We start from the raw sequence: 14,936 nt of genomic DNA, 5'->3' as shown, positions 1-14,936 counted from the left end.
TGCGCGCCGCCTCCGGCGGGAGCATTTCAGAAAGGGGCAAGCCCATCATGGATTTGCTGCTTTCCAAATACTCCCGCCGGAGGCGGCGCGGGTCGTGCCATGCGCTGCGCTACGTCGCGTCGACGCAGGCAGGGGCCGGGCTGTTATCTTTCGGGCAGCAGGCCCTTGGGGGCAAAGCGCAGCACCAGAAGCAGGATGATCCCCATCGTGAGCAGGCGCATATGGGCGGCGGAGTTGATGAGATGGCCCTTGAGCCAGCCATCGGCCATGCCGGTGGTGATCACCGTCATCGCCCAGTTGCCGATCGGTTCCACCATCACCCAGAGCCACCAGATCAGGAAGCCGCCGAGGACCGAGCCCCAGTTGTTGCCCGACCCGCCCACGATGACCATCACCCAGATCAGGAAGGTGAAGCGCAGCGGCGAGTAGGAGCCGGGGGTGAGCTGGCCGTCGAGCGTGGTCATCATCGCGCCTGCAATCCCGATCACCGCGCTGCCGAGGATGAAGACCTGCAGGTGGCGGCGGGTCACGTCCTTGCCCATCGCCTCGGCCGAGACTTCATTGTCGCGGATCGCGCGCATCATGCGGCCCCAGGGGCTGTGCAGGGCGGCTTGCGACAGCCAGATCAGCGCGAGGAGCACGATGGCAAAGAGGCCGGTATACATCAGCCGCACCACGATGGAGGAGGCGGTGATCGGGTCGAACCCCCACGAGCTTGCCCAGTTCAGGAAGGCCTGGCTGCGTTGCAGGTCGACCTCGTAGGGCACGGGGCGCGGCAGGGAGATGACGTTCTTGACGCCGCGCGCCAGCCAGTCCTCGTTCTTGAGGACGGCGAGGATGATCTCGGCGATGCCGAGCGTGGCGATGGCGAGGTAGTCGGAGCGCAGGCCGAGCGCGGTCTTGCCGATGGCCCATGCGGCGGCGGCGGCGAGCAGGCCACCGACCGGCCAGGCCAGCAGCACGGGCAGGCCGAGGCCGCCGAGGTTGCCGTGGGCGGCGGGGTTGTTCGCCTCGACCGCCTGCACGGCGGGGTCGAAGATGCCGCGGAAGATCAGGAAGCCGACGATCAGGATCGCGGCGACGCCAAGGGTGCGGATGCGGCCCTTGGGCAGTTTCGCGGCCGCCATCACGGCGGCGGCGATGGTCGCCGCCCCCATCATCAGGCCGAGGAGGATGCCGGGCCCACCTGCGGCCCAGCCGCCCGGCGCGGGGGCAGAGGAGACGAGGACGACCGAGAGGCCGCCAAGGGCGACAAAGCCCATGGTGCCCACCGAGAACAGCCCCGCATAGCCCCACTGGATGTTGACCCCCAGCGCCATGATCGAGGACACCAGCGCCATGTTGACGATCAGGAGCGCCAGCGTCCAGCTCTGGAACAGGCCGGTGCCGATGAAGAGCATGGCGACGAATGCGGCCAGCAAGAGGGCGCGGGCCGGCCCTTGCGCGGGGGCGGCGGCGGTCATCGAAGGGGTGGCTGGTGCGCCGCTCATATCGATTTTCCTTTGAACAGGCCGGTGGGCATCACCAGCAGCACGATGATCAGTATGACGAAGCTGACCGCGAATTTGTAATCGGTCGACATCAGTTGCACGAGCCCTTCGGGCGCGAGGGAGTCGGGCAGCAGGTAGGTCACGACCTTTTTCCACGCGTAGGTGACCATCACCTCGGAGAAGGCGATGACAAAGCCGCCCGCGATGGCGCCGATGGGGCTGCCGAGGCCGCCGACGATGGCGGCGGCGAAGATGGGCAGCAGCAGTTGGAAATAGGTGAAGGGGCTGAAGCCCTTGTCGAGGCCGTAGAGCGTGCCTGCGGTGGTGGCGAGGGCTGCCGCAACGATCCAGGTCACGGTGACCACGCGGTCGGGGTTGATGCCGGACAGGAGCGCCAGATCCTCGTTGTCGGAAAAGGCGCGCATGGATTTGCCGGTGCGGGTCTTTTGCAGGAACCAGAACAGGAGGCCCACCGCGATCAGCGCCACCACGACGGTGACGCCTTGGGTGGTGCGGATGGCAAGCCCCTCGGCGAGGCCGGTGGCGGCCCGGAAATCACCTGCGGTCAGGATGAAGCGCTCGCCATCGGTGAAGCTGATGTCACTGGTGCCGATGATGAAGCGGGTGATGCCGTTCAGGATGAACATGACGCCCAGCGAGGCCATCACGAGGATGACGGGCGCGGCCTTGACGCGGCGGTAGTAGCGGTAGACGGCGCGGTCGGTGGCCAGCAACAGGATCGCGGTGAGCACGATGCCGAAGGGCAGCGCCAGAAGGGCGGTCGGCAGCGGGCCGAAGCTGACGCCCACGGATTGCAGGCCCCATGTCAGCAGGATCACGAAAACGGTGCCGATCGCCATCGTGTCACCATGCGCGAAGTTGGAAAAGCGCAGGATGGAATAGATCAGCGTGGCCCCGAGCGCGCCGAGCGCCAGTTGCGCGCCGTAGGCCAGACCGGGGATGAAGACGAAGTTGAGAAAGGCCACGAGGGCGTTCAGGATATCCATGGATCAGCCCCCGAGGAAGGATTTGCGCACGTCCGGGTCGGCCAGAAGGGCCTGTCCGGTGCCGGTGAAGCGGTTGGCGCCCTGCACCAGAACATAGCCCTTGTCGGCGATCTCCAGCGCCTGACGGGCGTTCTGTTCCACCATCAGGATGGAGATGCCCGAGCGCGCCACCTCGATGATGCGGTCGAAGAGTTCGTCCATCACGATGGGGCTGACGCCTGCGGTCGGCTCGTCGAGCATGAGGACCGAAGGCTGGGTCATCAGCGCGCGGCCCACGGCGACCTGCTGGCGTTGGCCGCCCGAAAGCTCTCCGGCGGGTTGCAGGCGCTTTTCCTTGAGGATGGGGAAAAGGCCGTAGACCTGTTCCATCGTGCCCCTGATGTCGTCGCGGCGCAGGAAGGCACCCATTTCGAGGTTCTCCTCGACGGTCATCGAGGTGAAGATGTTGCTGGTCTGCGGCACGAAGGCCATGCCCTTGGCCACGCGGGCCTGCGGCGTCAGGGTGGTGATATCCTCACCCTTGAGCCGGACCGCGCCGCCGCGCAGCTTGAGCATGCCGAAGACCGCCTTCATGGCGGTCGATTTGCCCGCGCCGTTGGGGCCGACGATGACGGCGATCTCGCCCGGTTCCACAGCGATGGTGCAGCCGTGCAGGATGTCGGCCCCGCCGTAGCCGCCGGTCATCGCATCCCCGATCAGAAATGGTTCAGCCATGTGCCACCACCTTGTTCTTCAGGCCGGTGCCCAGATAGGCCTCGATCACCCGTTCGTCGTTCTTGACCTCATCCACGGTGCCTTGCGCCAGCACCTTGCCTTCGGCCATGCAGATCACCGGGTTGCACAGGCGGCCGATGAAATCCATGTCATGCTCGATCACGCAGAAGGTGTAGCCGCGTTCCTGATTGAGCCGCACGATGGCATCGCCGATGGTGTTCAGAAGGGTGCGGTTCACGCCCGCGCCCACCTCGTCGAGAAACACGATCCGCGCATCGACCATCATCGTGCGCCCCAGTTCCAAGAGCTTTTTCTGCCCGCCCGAGATCTGGCTGGCCTTCTGGTCGGCCAGATGGTCGATCGTCAGGAATTTCAGCACATCATGCGCCTTTTCGCGCAGGCGCTCTTCCTCGGCCCGCACCGCGCCGCGCCGGAACCATGCGTTCCACAGCGTCTCGCCCATCTGCGCGCCCGGCACCATCATCAGGTTCTCTACGCAGGACATCGAGCCGAATTCATGCGCGATCTGGAAGGTGCGCAGCAGCCCCTTGTGGAAGAGTTCGTGCGGCGGCAGGCCGGTGATGTCCTCGCCCGCCATGCGCACGGTGCCGCTGGTCGGTTTCAGGCGTCCGGCCACCACGTTGAACAAGGTGGTCTTGCCCGCGCCATTCGGCCCGATCAGCCCGGTGATGGAACCCGTCTCTATCGAGAGAGACGCGCCGTCAACCGCGCGAAAACCGCCAAAATGGCGGTGAAGGTTTTCGACCTGGATCATTCTTATCCCCTGTGCCTTCCGTCGCTGGGTCCGGATTTTTCGGGCGCGAAGGCTTTGTCTTATGGCAACGGCCCGGAGCGCTCTCCGGGCCGTGCTTGGTTCATGTCAGGCCGCGATCAACGGAACCGGACGGTTTCGATCTTGCCGTCCTTGATCTCGATCTCGCGGTAGTTGCCCGCGCTTTCGCCCGGCCCGATGAGTTCGACAGCCGTTGCGCCGACATAGTCGATGTCGGTGCCTGCGGCGATCAGTTCCAGCGCCTTGCCCAGTTCACCCGGCAGGATCGGCTCGCCCGGGGCGTTGGCCAGATCCATCACCTTGGTGGACCATTCTTTCGAGTCGGTCGACCCGGCAGCGGCCATCGCCAGCATGATCAGCGCGGCGGCGTCATAGGATTCGGGTGCGAAGGCCGAGGTGCCATCGAAGCCGGCAGCGGTTGCGAGGCCCTGGAACAGTTCCGCGCCCTGGCTGTCGGTGCCCGGATACTGGCCGAACGAGCCGTTCAGGCCTGCGCCGATGTCATCCACCAGTTTCTGGCCGACCATGCCGTCGGGCAGCACGAAGGTGTCGAAGGCACCCGAATCGAGCGAGGCCTGGATGATCGACTTGCCGCCCTTGTCGGTGTAGCCCGCGACGACCAGCACTTCACCGCCAGCCGAGGCGAGCGAGGCGACTTCTGCCGAATAGTCGGCCTTGTCGTCTTCGTGCGGGGCGTTGATGGTGACGGTGCCGCCTGCTGCCGTGAAGGCTTCGGCGAAGCTGTCGGCAAGGCCCTTGCCATAGTCGTTGTTGGTGTAGGTCAGCGCGACGGTCTTGATGCCCTTGTCCATCAGGATTTCGGTCATCACGACGCCCTGACGCGCATCGGACGGGGCGGTGCGGAAGAACAGGCCGTCATCTTCTGCGGTCGAGAGCGCAGGCGAGGTGGCCGAGGGCGAGATCATGGCAACGCCATTGGTGCGTGCCACGTTTTGCAGGATGGCGCCGGTCACGCCCGAGCAGTCTGCGCCCATGATGGCCTTGATGCCTTCGGCGGTGACCAGACGGTCAGCCGCGGCGGTGGCAGCGGCTGCGTCGATGCAGGTCGAGTCGGCGCGGACCGGAACGACGTTGCCAAGCGCGAACTTGCCCGAGCCGTTCACTTCGCTGATGGCGAGTTCGGCGCCGGTTGCCATGTTCGGGGTGATGGATTCCAGCGGGCCGGTGAAGCCGAGGATGATGCCCATCTTGATATCTTCAGCCGAAGCAGCCCCGGCAACAAGCGCGGAAGCGGCGGTGGCAAGAAGCAGTTTTTTCATTGAATGTCTCCCATGTCGGATCGTTATCCTGCGCCAGAGGTTAGTTGCGGGTGTGGCAAAAGAAAAGCGCATTGTCGCCGTGATTTTTAGCGGTTGACGTTGCGTCAACCTGTGCCGTGTCGCGGGCTGGATGCGGGCGGCGGGGGGCGGAGTTCGCGCTCACGCCCGCTCACGGTGCCGCGAGGGGGCTGGAACCTTGCGGCGGAGGCCCAAGTTGATGGGGGACACCCGCGATCACCACCAGATTTCAGGAGATGTGATGACCCGTTCGAACGCCCCCCGCCATTTTGCCCCCCTCCATGCCGCTCCGGAACGCCCGCGCCGCTTTGCCGCAGCCGCCGCGATGGTGCCCGTGCGTTTCGGGGCCGGGGCGCAGCTTCTTGCGCTTGCCTCCGGTCTGGCGCTGATGGCGGGTATGGCCTGGGGCCAAGGCACGGGCGAAGGCGCGGCGGCAACGACGATCGAGACATCGGCGGGACCGATGGAGATCAGCCGCATCGCGGACGGGTTCGAGGAGCCTTGGGCCATCGGTCTTTTGCCCGACGGCGGCATCCTTGTGACCGAGCGGGAGGGGCGGCTGCTGCTGTTGCGCGGCGGCGAGCGGGTGGACATCACCGGCGTGCCCGAGGTCTATGCCGAGGGGCAGGGCGGTTTGCTTGATGTGATGGTCCCGCGCGATTTCGAGCAATCGCGCGAGGTCTGGCTGTCTTATGCCGCGGCCGTGGATGGCGGCGCTGCCACGGCGGTCGGCAAGGGGCGGCTTTCCGAGGATGGCAGCGCGCTCGAAGGGTTCGAGATGCTCTATGTCGGCGAGGGTCTGCCGGGGGGGCGGCATTTCGGCAGCCGGATTGTCGAGGCGCAGGATGGCAGCGTGTTTGTCACCACGGGTGACCGGGGCACGGGGCCGGACGGGATGCAGGCGCAGGACCCTGAAACGGTGGAGGGCAGCGTGATTCATCTGACGCGCGAGGGGGCGACGGCCACGGCGCAGGAGAACTGGCGGCGAGGAGTCTATTCCATCGGACACCGCAATGCGCAGGGCGCGGCCCTCGGGCCGGATGGCACGCTCTGGCTGGTGGAACATGGCGCGCAGGGCGGCGACGAGCTGAACTGGGTGCGCGAGGGCGCGAATTATGGCTGGCCTGTCATCAGCTATGGCGTGAATTACAACGGCGACACCATCGGCGAGGGGCAGGCGGCAGAAGGCATGGAGCAGCCCGCGCATTACTGGGACCCGTCGATCGCGCCTTCGGGGATGATCGTCTATTCGGGCGCGCTGGTGCCGGAATGGGCGGGAGATGTGTTTACCGGATCGCTCAACCAGAGCTTCCTGTCACGTCTGGATATGGAGACGGCTGCACCGACCGGATTCGAGGAAGAGCGGATCGAGGCCGAGGAAACCGGACGCGTGCGCGATGTGCGCGAGGCCCCCGACGGCTCGATCTGGTTCCTGTCGGTGCTGGAGGGCGCGATCTTCCGCCTTGCCCCCGCCGAAGCGGGCTGAGGCGCGAACGTCAGATCGACAGGCGTCCGGGTTGGCTGGGCGCCTGAGAGCCGCGCTCGCGGTAGGGCGTGGTGTTGTAATGGCTGCGGTAGCATTTGGAGAAATGCGACGGGCTGGCAAAACCGCAGGCCAGCGCCACGTTGATCACGCTCATATCCGTCTGCATCAGCAGGTTGCGCGCCTTGCCGAGCCGCAGTTCCATGTAATAGCGCTTGGGGCTGCGGTTGAGATAGCGGCGGAACAGCCGCTCCAGCTGGCGGGTCGACATTTCCACCTGATCCGCCAGATCGGCGGGCGAGAGCGGGTCTTCGATATTGGCCTCCATCATCTGGATGACCTGTGACAGCTTGGGGTGGCGCACGCCGATGCGGGTGGGGATCGACAGGCGCTGCGTGTCCTGATCGGTGCGGATGCTCGAATAGATCAGCAGGTCGGCCACGGTATTGGCGAGATCCTGACCATGATCGGCGGCGATGATCTTGAGCACCAGATCGATGGAGGAGATGCCGCCCGCGGTGCTGAGGCGGTTTCCGTCCATCACGAAAACCGATTTGGTCAGCTTGACATGCTCGAATTCCTCCAAGAACCCGTCCTGGTTTTCCCAGTGGATTGTCGCGCGCTTGCCATCGAGCAGCCCCGCCTTCGCCAGTGCATAGGCCCCGGTGCACATGCCGCCGATCACATTGCCGCGCCGCGCCTCGCGCCGGAGCCAGTTGACCACGGCCTTGGTGGTGGCGCGCTGCACGTCGATGCCGCCGCATACGAGGATGGTGTCGTCGCGGTCGACATCTTCCAGACCGATGTCGAGCTTGAAGGTGGCGCCGTTGGAGCAGGTCGCCTCGAGCCCGCCTTCGCCAGCCAGAATCCACGTGTAAAGCGTCTTGCCTGCGACGTAATTGGCAAGCCGCAGGGGTTCGATGGCCCCCGAGAAGGACATCATCGTGAACTTGTCCAGCAGCACGAAGACAAAGCGCTTTTGCGCAGGGCCGGGATCGGATTTCGTGGCGCGGGCAACGGGCGAGGACATCTTGCGACCTGTATATGTCGGATATGGCGCTATCAGACAGGAAATCGGCTGTTTCGCAAGGGGTCTGTTGCGGGTCTGACGCGGGTTTGAGACGGGTTTGAGACGGGGCCGCGATGGGCCTTGCCGCCTTGCGCCGCAGGGCGTTTGGGCCTTTGCAATTGCGGCGTCAGACCGTATACAACGGCGCGATACCGCTAACGACCCCGGAATGGGAGGGAGAGAGCCATGACCAAAGGCTGGCAGAAATCAGACTGGCGCACGAAACCTCGGGTGCAGATGCCTGATTATTTGGATAGTGCCGCGCTGACCGCCGTCGAGGCGCAGCTTGCGAAATATCCGCCGCTGGTCTTTGCTGGCGAGGCGCGGCGGCTGAAAAAGCAGCTGGCGCTTGCCTCGGAAGGCAAGGCGTTCCTGCTGCAGGGCGGCGATTGCGCCGAAAGCTTTGCCGAATTCAGCGCGGACAATATCCGTGACACCTTCCGCGTGATGTTGCAGATGGCGGTGGTGCTGACCTATGGCGCCAAGGTTCCGGTCATCAAGGTGGGCCGGATGGCGGGGCAATTCGCCAAGCCGCGCTCTGCGCCGACCGAAGTGATCGGCGGGGTGGAATACCCCAGCTATCGCGGTGACATCATCAACGGCTTTGACGCGACCCCCGAGGCGCGCCAGCCTGATCCGGCGCGGATGCTGCAGGCCTATACACAGGCGGCGGCCAGCCTGAACCTGCTGCGCGCCTTCAGCACCGGCGGTTTTGCCGATATCCACCGCGTGCACAGCTGGACGCTGGGCTTTGCCGAGCATGACAAGGCCGAGCGTTACCGCGAATTGTCGAACCGCATTTCGGATGCGCTGGATTTCATGAACGCGGCCGGGGTGAATTCGGACACCGCGCAGGAACTGGCGCGGGTGGATTTCTACACCAGCCACGAGGCGCTGCTGCTGGAATATGAAGAGGCGCTGTGCCGCGTCGACAGCATTTCGGGGCAGAATGTGGCCGGATCGGGCCATATGATCTGGATCGGTGACCGCACGCGCCAGCCGGATGGTGCGCATGTGGAATTCTGCCGCGGTGTGCTCAACCCCATCGGGTTGAAATGCGGACCGACCACCACCGCCGAGGACCTGAAGGTGCTGATGGCCAAGCTGAACCCTGCCAACGAGGCGGGCCGCCTGACGCTGATCGCGCGCTTTGGCGCAGGAAAGGTGGCCGAACATCTGCCGCGTCTGGTCAAGGCGGTGAAGGAAGAGGGGGCGAATGTGGTCTGGTCTTGCGATCCGATGCACGGCAACACCATCAAGTCGCCCTCGGGTTACAAGACGCGGCCCTTCAACGCGGTTCTGTCCGAGGTGCGCGAGTTCTTTGCCGTCCACAAGGCGGAAGGCACCATTCCGGGTGGCGTGCATTTCGAGATGACGGGCAAGGACGTGACCGAATGCACGGGCGGCCTGCGTGCGGTGACGGATGAAGACCTGTCGGACCGCTATCACACCGCTTGCGATCCGCGCCTCAACGCCAGCCAGTCGCTCGAACTGGCGTTTCTAGTCGCCGAGGAACTGCTGGCCGCGCGGCAGGAAGGCCACCGCGTCGCGCTGTAAGGCGGGGCGGGCACGAATTTTTTGCGAAAACTCAAGGGGCGGCGCGGGGATGCGCCGCCCTTTTGTCATGCGGTGGCTGTGCCCTTGTCAGGATTTGACGAGGCGCAGATGCGGCACGCCCGGCTGCGCGCGCGGCGGGGGCGCGGCAGGGACAGGCAGGGCCGCGGCGGCGCGCTGCGGGATGATCTGTTCGATCTGCGCGCCGGTGATCGAGAAGCGGCGCGGGGCGCGGCCGATCTCTCCGGCCAGTTCGAGGCAGCCGATGGCGAGCGTGCTGTCATCGTCACGGCCCAGCATGGGCAGGATTTGCATTCTTCCGTGCAGGGGGGCGCGGCCAAGGCTGCGCTCGGCCAGCAGGTCGAGCGTGACGATGGCGGGGGTGCCGAACACCCGTTCAAGGTCGCGCTGCAACGGCTCGCGTGCGTCGGACAGGAAAAGGCAAGAGATGGGCATGCCGCGAATGTCCATGCCCATCAGATCGTTATAGAGCATGCCCGCGATCCGGAAGCGTGCGATGCCGGGGGCGATGCGTTCGATCAGGAAGCTGCTTTCGAGCGCGCCGGCGATGCCGCGCGGGTCGACCCTTTCGCGGCGGGGCAGCATGTCGCCCTCGCGCAGGGCCTCCCAATAGGCGCGGACCTCGGCGATGAGGCCCTGATCGATCCGGTCTGATCCGCCGGAACTGCGTCCATTCCATCCGAATGCCATATCTGCTCTCCTTTGCGCAGTCCGACCCGAAGGTTGCCCACCGCTTTGCGACCGTGGTATGCCGCCTGCAAAACGCGGGCCAGTGACAGCGGGCCGGCGGATGCCGTGCCGACTCACATCCTTTTGTATGCGGATACGCTACACCAAAGGATGCCGCGACAGGTCGGCATTCTTAACAAGTGGTAAACGCTGCCGCAGCAAGGAGCATGACATGACCGTCTCGATGACCGGATTTGCCGCCCGCAAGGGGCAGGGCGCAGGCTATGTCTGGGCCTGGGACATCCGGTCGGTGAATGGCAAAGGGCTGGACCTGCGGCTGCGCCTGCCGGACTGGATCGACGGGCTGGAGCTTGCGGTGCGGGCCGAGCTGCAAAAGGCGCTGTCGCGCGGGAATGTCAGCCTGTCGCTGAAGGTGAGCCGCGAGCAGGGCGGAGAGGCCGAGGCGGCGCTGCTGGTCAAGGTGCCGGTGCTGGATGCGGTGCTGGCGGCCTTGCAGCGGGTGGAGGATGCGGCGATGAAGGCCGGGGTGACGCTGGCGCAGGCGACGGCAGCCGATGTGCTGGCGATGCGCGGGGTTCTGGAGACGGGCGCGGCGGATGAAGACACATCGGCGCTGCGCGCCGCCCTGCTGGCCGATCTGCCCGCGCTGCTTGCCGATTTCGCGGCGATGCGGGCGGCGGAAGGTGCGGCGATGCAGGGGGTGATTGCCGCGCAGCTTGACCAGATCGCCGCGCTGACCGCGGCCGCGCAGGCCGAGGCGGAGGCGCGGCGTGACACGGCGGCGGCCACATTGCGCGAGGCGCTTGCGCGTGTGCTGGACCATGCCGAGGGCGTCGATGCTGGCCGTTTGGCGCAGGAACTGGCGCTCTTGGCAGTCAAACAGGACGTGACGGAAGAGCTTGACCGGCTGGGCGCCCATGTGGCGGCGGCGCGCGCGCTGCTGGCAGAGGCAGGGCCGGTGGGGCGCAAGTTCGATTTCCTGATGCAGGAATTCATGCGCGAGGCCAATACCTTGTGTTCCAAGGCGCAGGCCCTCGCGCTGACCCGGATCGGGCTTGACCTGAAAACCGTGATAGACCAGATGCGGGAACAGGTTCAGAACGTGGAGTGACGATGCAGCGGCGCGGTCTTTTGCTTATCCTGTCCTCGCCTTCGGGTGCAGGCAAATCGACCCTGGCGCGGAGGCTGATGGGCTGGGACCCGACGATCCGCTTTTCGGTCTCGGCCACGACGCGGGCGCCGCGCCCCGGAGAAGAGGACGGGCGCGAGTATTATTTCCGCAGCCGCGCCCAGTTCGAGGCGATGATCGCCGACCAGCAGATGCTGGAACATGCCGAGGTGTTCGGCAACCTGTATGGCAGCCCGCGCGGTCCAGTCGAGGCGGCGATGGCCGAAGGGCGTGATACGCTGTTCGATATCGACTGGCAGGGCGGCCAGCAGATTCGCAACTCGGCGCTCGGGCGTGATGTGGTGTCGGTCTTCGTGCTGCCGCCCAGCATTGCCGAACTGGATCGCCGCCTGCGGGGCCGCGCGCAGGACAGCGAAGAGGTGATCGCGGGCCGCATGGCGAAAAGCCGTGACGAGATCAGCCATTGGGCGGAATATGACTATGTGCTGGTGAATGACGATATCGACCGGTCTTTCAAGCAGTTGCAGACCATTCTTGAAGCAGAGCGCATGCGCCGTGACCGCCAGCCCGCGCTGACCGATTTCGTGCGCGGCCTGAACCGGGAGTTCGAACAAAGATGATCTATGCGCTTGGTGATGTTCTTCCCGTGATCGACCCGACGGCATGGGTTGCCCCCGATGCCAATGTGATCGGGCGGATTGTGCTGGAGGCCGAAAGCTCGGTCTGGTTCGGGGCGACGTTGCGCGGCGACAATGAGGTGATCCACGTCGGGCAAGGGACGAATGTGCAGGAAAACTGCGTGCTGCACACCGATATGGGCTATCCGCTCCAGATCGGCGCGCATTGCACCATTGGCCACAAGGCGATGCTGCATGGCTGCACGATTGGCGAGGGGTCGCTGATCGGCATGGGGGCGACGGTGCTGAACGGCGCGAAGATCGGGCGCGGATGCCTGATCGGGGCCGGGGCGCTGATCACCGAAGGCAAGGAGATTCCCGATTTTTCGCTGGTGATGGGCAGCCCGGGCCGCATCGTACGCACGCTTGACGCCGAGGCGCAGGCGCGGCTCTTGCGGTCTGCCGAAGGGTATCGCGCCAATGCGGTGCGGTTTCGCGCCGGATTGCGCCTTTTGGAGCCGGACGCGCGCTAACGCACCAGAAGTGTGACCTTCATTGTTTTTGCGGCGCGCGCGAGTTCGCGTTCGATCATGCGCGGATTGGGCATCGGCGGGGCAATGACCAGCACGGCCCCCGCATATCCGGCAGCCGTCAGCGCGGCCAGAACATCCAGCGCATCGGTTTTGCCGCCCATCAACAGGCAGGCGACCACGGCATCTTTGAGTTGTGCCAGATTGGCACCGGGAATATCGTCGTGGGTGAGTTTCCAGACCGGACGCGCTCCGGCAAGCTCTGCCACCAGAGCCGCAGGCAGAGCGATTGAGACAAATGGCCCCGTGCCGTTTGCACGCGTGTCAGGCGACATGTCTGGCGAAGTAAGCCGCGGGGTCAAACTGGCGCTCCTGCGCAGTAAAATGACTTGGGAAGGGTGGCAGAGACAAGTGACGCTACGGTAAAAATACGCAAGTGGAGGTTTAGCCAAGAATTGTCGCAGTTCAAGTCTGTGTCTCGCGTTTGCAGCGGAAATCCGTTACTGGCAGGATTGTGCACGAAAATTGAGAGCATAAAATGATCGAGACCGCGGTTTTGAACGGGGTTCCATTGCCCGCGCTGATTGTGGGTGAGGATGAGCGGATTCGCGCGATGAACCCCGCCGCGACAGAGCTGTTCGGTGCGGCAATGCTGGGGCGGCATCATGCGATTGCGCTGCGCCATCCCGAGGTGCAGGCCGTCTTGGGCCGCGCGCTGCGTGATGGTCTGGCGGGGGTGGCGCGGCAGGTGGTGCCGGGGCCGTCGCAGGATGTGATCCACCGCGTCACGGTGACGCCGCTGCCCGAGCCTGCCGGGGTGCTCTGCGTGCTGGAAGATCTGTCGGAGGTCGAGCAGATGGGCCAGATGCGGCGCGACTTTGTTGCCAATGTCAGCCACGAGTTGCGCTCCCCCCTCACAGCGCTGAGCGGTTTCATCGAGACGCTGAAGGGCGCGGCCAAGGATGACCCTGCGGCGCGCGAGCGGTTCCTGACCATCATGGAGCGCGAGGCGGGACGGATGAACCGGCTGATCCGCGATCTCTTGCACCTGAGCCGCGTGGAGGCCGAGGAACGCGTGCGCCCGACCACAGAGGTTGATCTTGCGGATATCCTGCGCGCGACCAAGGCGACCTTGCGGCCGGTGTCGGATGCGGCGGGCGTGACGGTGCGGCTGGAACTGGCCGAGGGCCTGACCACCAAGGTGCCGGGAGATGCCGACCAGCTGGTGCAGGTGTTCCAGAACCTGATGGAGAATGCGGTAAAATATGGCGGCGCGGGTGGCGAGGTGCAGGTACGGCTGACCGCCGATGCCCTGCCCAAATCCGCCGCCTTGCGGGTGGATGTGGTGGACCGCGGCGAGGGGATCGACCCGCAGCACTTGCCGCGCCTGACGGAACGGTTCTACCGGGTGGACGGCCACCGCTCGCGCGAGAGCGGCGGCACGGGGCTCGGGCTGGCGATTGTCAAACACATCGTGCAGCGCCATCGGGGGCGTCTGAAGATAGAGAGCGTGCGCGGCGCGGGCAGCACCTTCAGCGTGATCCTGCCCGCCGCGTGATCAGAGCCGCGCGATGCGCTCGGTCAGCAGGTCAAAGAACGCGCCCGCATCAAGCGCGCCGATGAACAGCGCGTTCGCGGGGCGTTTGGTGACGCGCCACCAGTCGGCCACCGTCATGCCAAGCGTCAGTTCCGAGGTGGTCTCGATCTCGACATTGATGTGCCGCCCCTCGAAAAGCGCGGGGCGCAGCAGATAGGCGATCACGCAAGGGTCATGCAGGGGCGCGCCGGCGCTGCCATATTTCTGCTTGTCGAAGCGTTCGAAGAAGTCGGTCCATTCCGCCACCATGCGCCCGGGCTCGGTGCCAAGGGCGCGGAACGCCTCGATGCGGGGCGCGGTTGCAAGGGCCTTGTGGGTGACATCCAGCGGCATCACCACCAGCGGGATGCCGGATTTGAAAACCATATCAGCCGCTTGCGGGTCAACGTAAATGTTGAACTCCGCTGCGGGGGTGATGTTTCCTACCTCGAAATAGGCGCCGCCCATCAAGACGATTTCCTGAATGCGCGGGATGATGTCGGGCGCGCGCTGCAGGGCGGTCGCGATATTGGTCAGCGGGCCGAGCGGGCAGAGCGTGACCGTGTTGGGCGGCTCGCGGCGCAGGGTGTCGATGATGAAATCGACCGCGTGCATGTCTTGCAGCGGCATGGTCGGGTCTGCCAGTTGCGGCCCGTCAAGGCCGGTCTTGCCATGCACATGCTCGGCAGTGACCAGCGGGCGCTGCATCGGCCGGTCGCAGCCCGCAAACACCGGAATGTCGCGGCGGCCCGCAAGCTCGCAGACGATGCGGGCGTTGCGCTGCGTCAGCGCCAGAGGCACGTTGCCCGCAACGGCGGTGATGCCCAGCACCTCGATATCTTCCGGGCTGCCCAAGGCGAGCAGGATGGCCACGGCATCATCCTGGCCCGGGTCAGTGTCGATGATAATTTTGCGCGGCTTCAGCATAAAGGAACGCTCCTGTTTGCGCGGCACTCAACCCGCCG

Annotated in this window: 15 protein-coding genes; 6 read left to right on the top strand and 9 right to left on the bottom strand. The window is 65.3% G+C overall.

The window, feature by feature from the left end:
* Positions 1–143: 143 nt before the first annotated feature.
* From G3572_RS03000 to G3572_RS02980, 5 genes are all read right to left on the bottom strand, one after another.
* A complete protein-coding gene (locus G3572_RS03000; RefSeq protein WP_164609935.1) occupies positions 144–1,463 on the bottom strand; it encodes a branched-chain amino acid ABC transporter permease in 1,320 nt (439 codons plus the stop codon).
* Between the two features lie 23 nt (positions 1,464–1,486).
* A complete protein-coding gene (locus G3572_RS02995; protein ID WP_164609172.1) occupies positions 1,487–2,497 on the bottom strand; it encodes a branched-chain amino acid ABC transporter permease in 1,011 nt (336 codons plus the stop codon).
* Between the two features lie 3 nt (positions 2,498–2,500).
* Positions 2,501–3,211 (bottom strand): ABC transporter ATP-binding protein, encoded by a 711-nt coding sequence (locus tag G3572_RS02990; RefSeq protein WP_164609171.1) that lies wholly within the window; start codon positions 3,209–3,211, stop codon positions 2,501–2,503.
* The gene (locus G3572_RS02985; RefSeq protein ID WP_164609170.1) at positions 3,204–3,986 is read right to left on the bottom strand and encodes an ABC transporter ATP-binding protein; all 783 of its coding nucleotides are present in this window, start codon (positions 3,984–3,986) and stop codon (positions 3,204–3,206) included. Before G3572_RS02985 ends, G3572_RS02990 begins: the two co-directional genes overlap by 8 nt.
* 116 nt (positions 3,987–4,102) lie before the next feature.
* The gene (locus tag G3572_RS02980) at positions 4,103–5,284 is read right to left on the bottom strand and encodes an ABC transporter substrate-binding protein (RefSeq protein WP_164609169.1); all 1,182 of its coding nucleotides are present in this window, start codon (positions 5,282–5,284) and stop codon (positions 4,103–4,105) included.
* 259 nt (positions 5,285–5,543) lie between these two features.
* Between G3572_RS02980 and G3572_RS02975 the strand changes: the two genes are divergently transcribed.
* Positions 5,544–6,788 (top strand): PQQ-dependent sugar dehydrogenase, encoded by a 1,245-nt coding sequence (locus tag G3572_RS02975; RefSeq protein WP_240335379.1) that lies wholly within the window; start codon positions 5,544–5,546, stop codon positions 6,786–6,788.
* Positions 6,789–6,798: 10 nt separating this feature from the next.
* Here G3572_RS02975 and G3572_RS02970 read toward each other — a convergent pair whose 3' ends face one another.
* Entirely contained in the window at positions 6,799–7,815 is a 1,017-nt protein-coding gene (locus G3572_RS02970; RefSeq protein WP_164609168.1) for a GlxA family transcriptional regulator, read from the bottom strand.
* A 225-nt stretch (positions 7,816–8,040) separates the two neighbouring features.
* On the opposite strand from G3572_RS02970, the gene G3572_RS02965 reads away from it, so the two are divergent.
* Positions 8,041–9,411 carry a class II 3-deoxy-7-phosphoheptulonate synthase gene (locus G3572_RS02965; RefSeq protein WP_164609167.1) on the top strand — a complete coding sequence of 457 codons (1,371 nt, stop codon included), beginning with the start codon at positions 8,041–8,043 and terminating at the stop codon, positions 9,409–9,411.
* 87 nt (positions 9,412–9,498) lie between these two features.
* Here G3572_RS02965 and G3572_RS02960 read toward each other — a convergent pair whose 3' ends face one another.
* On the bottom strand, positions 9,499–10,119 hold the full coding sequence (locus G3572_RS02960) for a PAS domain-containing protein (protein ID WP_164609166.1): 621 nt from the start codon (positions 10,117–10,119) through the stop codon (positions 9,499–9,501).
* A 211-nt stretch (positions 10,120–10,330) separates the two neighbouring features.
* Between G3572_RS02960 and G3572_RS02955 the strand changes: the two genes are divergently transcribed.
* From G3572_RS02955 to G3572_RS02945, 3 genes are read left to right on the top strand one after another with little or no spacing between them, the layout of a single operon-like run.
* Positions 10,331–11,230, top strand: a complete 900-nt coding sequence (locus G3572_RS02955) for a YicC/YloC family endoribonuclease (protein ID WP_164609165.1) — start codon at positions 10,331–10,333, stop codon at positions 11,228–11,230.
* 2 nt (positions 11,231–11,232) lie between these two features.
* On the top strand, positions 11,233–11,868 hold the full coding sequence (gmk, locus tag G3572_RS02950) for a guanylate kinase (RefSeq protein ID WP_164609164.1): 636 nt from the start codon (positions 11,233–11,235) through the stop codon (positions 11,866–11,868).
* Complete coding sequence (locus G3572_RS02945; RefSeq protein ID WP_164609163.1) at positions 11,865–12,398, top strand: gamma carbonic anhydrase family protein; 534 nt, start codon at positions 11,865–11,867, stop codon at positions 12,396–12,398. The genes gmk and G3572_RS02945 overlap by 4 nt, the downstream gene beginning before the upstream one ends.
* Here G3572_RS02945 and G3572_RS02940 read toward each other — a convergent pair.
* Positions 12,395–12,757, bottom strand: coding sequence for a hypothetical protein (locus tag G3572_RS02940; protein ID WP_164609162.1), 363 nt, complete (start codon positions 12,755–12,757; stop codon positions 12,395–12,397). The two genes, G3572_RS02945 and G3572_RS02940, sit on opposite strands and share 4 nt — an antisense overlap.
* Positions 12,758–12,933: 176 nt before the next feature.
* Here G3572_RS02940 and G3572_RS02935 point away from each other — a divergent pair, with 176 nt between their 5' ends.
* Positions 12,934–13,953 (top strand): ATP-binding protein, encoded by a 1,020-nt coding sequence (locus G3572_RS02935; RefSeq protein ID WP_164609161.1) that lies wholly within the window; start codon positions 12,934–12,936, stop codon positions 13,951–13,953.
* Here G3572_RS02935 and G3572_RS02930 read toward each other — a convergent pair whose 3' ends face one another.
* Positions 13,954–14,895, bottom strand: coding sequence for a nucleoside hydrolase (locus tag G3572_RS02930; RefSeq protein ID WP_164609932.1), 942 nt, complete (start codon positions 14,893–14,895; stop codon positions 13,954–13,956).
* Between the last annotated feature and the right edge of the window lie 41 nt (positions 14,896–14,936).

The sequence above is a fragment of the Pseudotabrizicola algicola genome, assembly GCF_010915705.1.
In the GTDB taxonomy this organism is placed as follows: Bacteria; Pseudomonadota; Alphaproteobacteria; order Rhodobacterales; family Rhodobacteraceae; genus Pseudotabrizicola; species Pseudotabrizicola algicola.
Note: the sequence above shows the minus strand (reverse complement) of the source record. Positions and strands in the feature narration are given on the sequence as shown.

Coding starts and splice junctions, on each gene's coding strand:
- G3572_RS03000 (WP_164609935.1), bottom strand. CDS start 1,463: ATGACCGCCGCCGCCCCCGCGCAAGGGCCGGCCCGCGCCCTCTTGCTG.
- G3572_RS02995 (WP_164609172.1), bottom strand. CDS start 2,497: ATGGATATCCTGAACGCCCTCGTGGCCTTTCTCAACTTCGTCTTCATC.
- G3572_RS02990 (WP_164609171.1), bottom strand. CDS start 3,211: ATGGCTGAACCATTTCTGATCGGGGATGCGATGACCGGCGGCTACGGC.
- G3572_RS02985 (WP_164609170.1), bottom strand. CDS start 3,986: ATGATCCAGGTCGAAAACCTTCACCGCCATTTTGGCGGTTTTCGCGCG.
- G3572_RS02980 (WP_164609169.1), bottom strand. CDS start 5,284: ATGAAAAAACTGCTTCTTGCCACCGCCGCTTCCGCGCTTGTTGCCGGG.
- G3572_RS02975 (WP_240335379.1), top strand. CDS start 5,544: ATGACCCGTTCGAACGCCCCCCGCCATTTTGCCCCCCTCCATGCCGCT.
- G3572_RS02970 (WP_164609168.1), bottom strand. CDS start 7,815: ATGTCCTCGCCCGTTGCCCGCGCCACGAAATCCGATCCCGGCCCTGCG.
- G3572_RS02965 (WP_164609167.1), top strand. CDS start 8,041: ATGACCAAAGGCTGGCAGAAATCAGACTGGCGCACGAAACCTCGGGTG.
- G3572_RS02960 (WP_164609166.1), bottom strand. CDS start 10,119: ATGGCATTCGGATGGAATGGACGCAGTTCCGGCGGATCAGACCGGATC.
- G3572_RS02955 (WP_164609165.1), top strand. CDS start 10,331: ATGACCGTCTCGATGACCGGATTTGCCGCCCGCAAGGGGCAGGGCGCA.
- gmk (WP_164609164.1), top strand. CDS start 11,233: ATGCAGCGGCGCGGTCTTTTGCTTATCCTGTCCTCGCCTTCGGGTGCA.
- G3572_RS02945 (WP_164609163.1), top strand. CDS start 11,865: ATGATCTATGCGCTTGGTGATGTTCTTCCCGTGATCGACCCGACGGCA.
- G3572_RS02935 (WP_164609161.1), top strand. CDS start 12,934: ATGATCGAGACCGCGGTTTTGAACGGGGTTCCATTGCCCGCGCTGATT.